The sequence below is a fragment of the Planktothrix mougeotii LEGE 06226 genome, assembly GCF_015207485.1.
Lineage (GTDB): Bacteria > Cyanobacteriota > Cyanobacteriia > Cyanobacteriales > Microcoleaceae > Planktothrix.
Map to the genome: position 1 here is coordinate 1 of NZ_JADEWU010000149.1, position 3,046 is coordinate 3,046.

Below are 3,046 nucleotides of genomic sequence, written 5' to 3' on the forward strand. Positions count from 1 at the left end.
ATTTGTACGCTTAGAAAATTTGTTTGGCTCATTGTGGGAAAAAATGGCAGTGATTTCCCCAAAGTTATCATGACACCTTTGGGTACGATGGGGATTGATTCGAGCGATCGCTTCGTCGAACTCACGTCATTTAGACTTGCTATCGTTCAACAAGAGCAATACCTTATATCAACAAAAAAAACAACCCCATATTGGGGTTGCTAATCCTGTTAATAACGTGAATTAAAGTTTAGTTCCACACTCAGGACAGAAATGATTGCTGGCTACGTTTTTCGCGCCACAATTGCTGCAATATACTAACTCAATGGTTTCGAGTTTTGTCCGCTCCGGTAAACCGATCATTTGAGCATTGCTCTTACCCGGTGCTACCATTGGATAACAGTTTTCATCCCGTTTCACCTGCACATCCATTAATACCGGGCCATCATAAGCCAACATTTCTGCAATAGCCTCTTTGAGTTCCTCCCGACGAGTCACTTTTATTCCCTTCACCCCGTAAGCCTGCGCTAACATCACAAAATCAGGCATTCCAGGCTGCATATTAGAAGAAGAATAGCGCTCGCCATAGAAGGTTTCTTGCCATTGGCGCACCATGCCTTGCCAACCATTATTGACAATCACGGTTTTCACATGAATGCCATATTGACTCAGGGTTCCCAACTCCTGAATATTCATCTGAATACTGGCATCCCCAGCCACACAAATCACTTCTTCATTGGGTAGGGCGGTTTTTGCTCCCATCGCTGCGGGCATTCCATAGCCCATCGTCCCTAAGCCAGCACTGGAAATCCACTGACGGGGGCCATTTTTCAGGAATTGAGCGGCCCACATTTGGTGCTGTCCCACATCCGTTGTGTAGTAGGCATTCGGAGCCATTTTCCCCAAGGTGTCAATCACCTCTTGAGGAGAAAGCTCATCCTCGTAGTTGGGAACAATTAAAGGATAATCTTCCCGCCAATGGTCAATTCGTTGTAACCATTCCACCGTCTGGCTGGCTTCAGTCCCACCCCCGGTTTCATGACATCGACGCAACAAATCCACTAACACCTGTCTAACATCCCCAACAATGGGAACATCAGGGGCGCGGTTTTTCCCAACTTCCGCCGGATCAATATCAATATGAATCACCTTGGCACGGGAGGCAAATTCATCTAGTTTCCCCGTTACCCGGTCATCAAAACGGGCGCCAACGGCAATTAATAAATCGCATTCCGTCACCGCAAAATTCGCATAGGCGGTGCCGTGCATTCCCAACATTCCCACTGATAGGGGGTGACTTTCATCAAACGACCCCTTACCCATCAGGGTAGTTGTCACAGGTAGGTTAAACAATTCTGCTAACTCTTGAATTTCCGAATGGGCTCCAGCAGAAATCGCGCCTCCCCCCACATATAACAACGGTCGTTGTGCTTGGCGAATTAATTTAATCGCTTGATTAATTTGGCGAGTGTTGCCTTTGACCGTTGGCCGATATCCGGGTAAGGTGACTTCTCCAGGGTTAACGGGAATATAATCAAATTCTTCTAAACCTACATCTTTAGGAATATCAATTAAAACCGGGCCAGGACGTCCACTACTGGCAATATGGAACGCTTCAGCCACAATTCGAGCCATATCCTTGGGATCACGCACCACATAGGAATGCTTCACAATTGGAAGGGTGATGCCGTAGATATCCGTTTCTTGGAACGCATCCGTACCAATGGCAGCACGGGGAACCTGTCCGGTGATCACCACCATCGGAATTGAATCCATTTGGGCCGTCGCAATTCCGGTGACTAAATTCGTCGCTCCCGGCCCCGACGTGCCAAAACACACCCCGACTCGACCCGTTGCTCGTGCATAACCATCCGCCGCATGGGCGGCTCCTTGTTCATGACGCACCAGAATATGTTGCAAATCTCCAGTGGCTTCAAAGCGATAGAGTTCATCATAAATCGGTAAAATCGCTCCACCTGGATAACCGAAAATATGCTTCACGCCATGGCGTTTCAAACTATCCATCAATGCGTAAGCACCCGTTGCCCGTTTTGCAGCTATTTTAGTTTTTAGTTGCACAGTAATTCCTCAAACTGTGTTTTAGTTGACTTGGGGGGTAGGTTTTTCAATGCACATAATCACGTTCAAAGATGCTTTTGATTAACCTGCCCATACATAGTTGTTTTATTTTAAAAGTTACCAAGCTCTCACGCTTGAGAAACTGCTACTTTTAACAAGATTTTACAATATCAGCCGCGTGCAGTTTTTAAGGGAATCGGATAGATTTTTCTTCGGCTGAAAATTGCCGAATCTACAGATCGATTCTGAAACCGTCAAGCCAACTGTCCAAAGTATGGTAAAATCTCTCTGGCTCTGGGGCAGTTTCCCCCCTTTTGCCTCGTTGTTCATCCGGCTTAGATTAAATTCGGATAGAGGTGTCAGGAGGAACAAACCCATCTTCCATTTTGGAGATCAATTGTAGCATATTTTACAAATAACAGTCTCTTGGCGGTGATATCAAAAGATAGAATGCTAAGTGACGACTAAACGAAATATTCAGCTTGAGGAGTGAGGATCTTGAAGAAGATAGAAGCAATTATTCGGCCTTTTAAGCTTGATGAGGTCAAAATAGCCCTGGTCAATGCAGGTATTGTTGGGATGACCGTTTCTGAAGTTAGAGGTTTCGGACGTCAGAAGGGTCAAACAGAACGTTATCGAGGTTCGGAATATACCGTTGAGTTCTTGCAAAAACTCAAAGTCGAAATCGTTGTAGAAGATAGCCAAGTGGATATGGTTTTGGAGAAAGTCATCGCCGCCGCTCGCACCGGGGAAATTGGTGATGGTAAGATCTTTATCTCTCCAGTGGAAGAAATTATCCGCATTCGTACTGGAGAAAAAAACTTAGAAGCCATTTAATTGTTTTTGACACTCCCCGCTCTGAAGAGACGGGGATTCTTAAGAACACCAAAAACGGATTCTTAAAGGCGTAGTCAATGCGCCTCTACTGACTCCATTAAGATTTAATCCTAATGTTGCCGATACTTTGCGAAGAATATTGGCTGCACCA

Annotated in this window: 3 protein-coding genes; 2 read left to right on the forward strand and 1 reads right to left on the reverse strand. The window is 45.5% G+C overall.

Features of this window, described 5'->3' with window-relative positions:
* Positions 1 to 204, forward strand: a 204-nt coding sequence (locus IQ236_RS27955; protein WP_228041898.1) for a hypothetical protein, incomplete at its 5' end; no start/stop codon positions are given.
* Positions 205 to 222: 18 nt separating this feature from the next.
* Here IQ236_RS27955 and ilvB read toward each other — a convergent pair.
* The gene (gene ilvB / locus IQ236_RS27430; RefSeq protein WP_193872387.1) at positions 223 to 2,058 is read right to left on the reverse strand and encodes a biosynthetic-type acetolactate synthase large subunit; all 1,836 of its coding nucleotides are present in this window, start codon (positions 2,056 to 2,058) and stop codon (positions 223 to 225) included.
* Positions 2,059 to 2,556: 498 nt separating this feature from the next.
* On the opposite strand from ilvB, the gene IQ236_RS27435 reads away from it, so the two are divergent.
* Positions 2,557 to 2,895, forward strand: a complete 339-nt coding sequence (locus IQ236_RS27435) for a P-II family nitrogen regulator (RefSeq protein WP_072717508.1) — start codon at positions 2,557 to 2,559, stop codon at positions 2,893 to 2,895.
* The last annotated feature ends 151 nt before the right edge of the window (positions 2,896 to 3,046 follow it).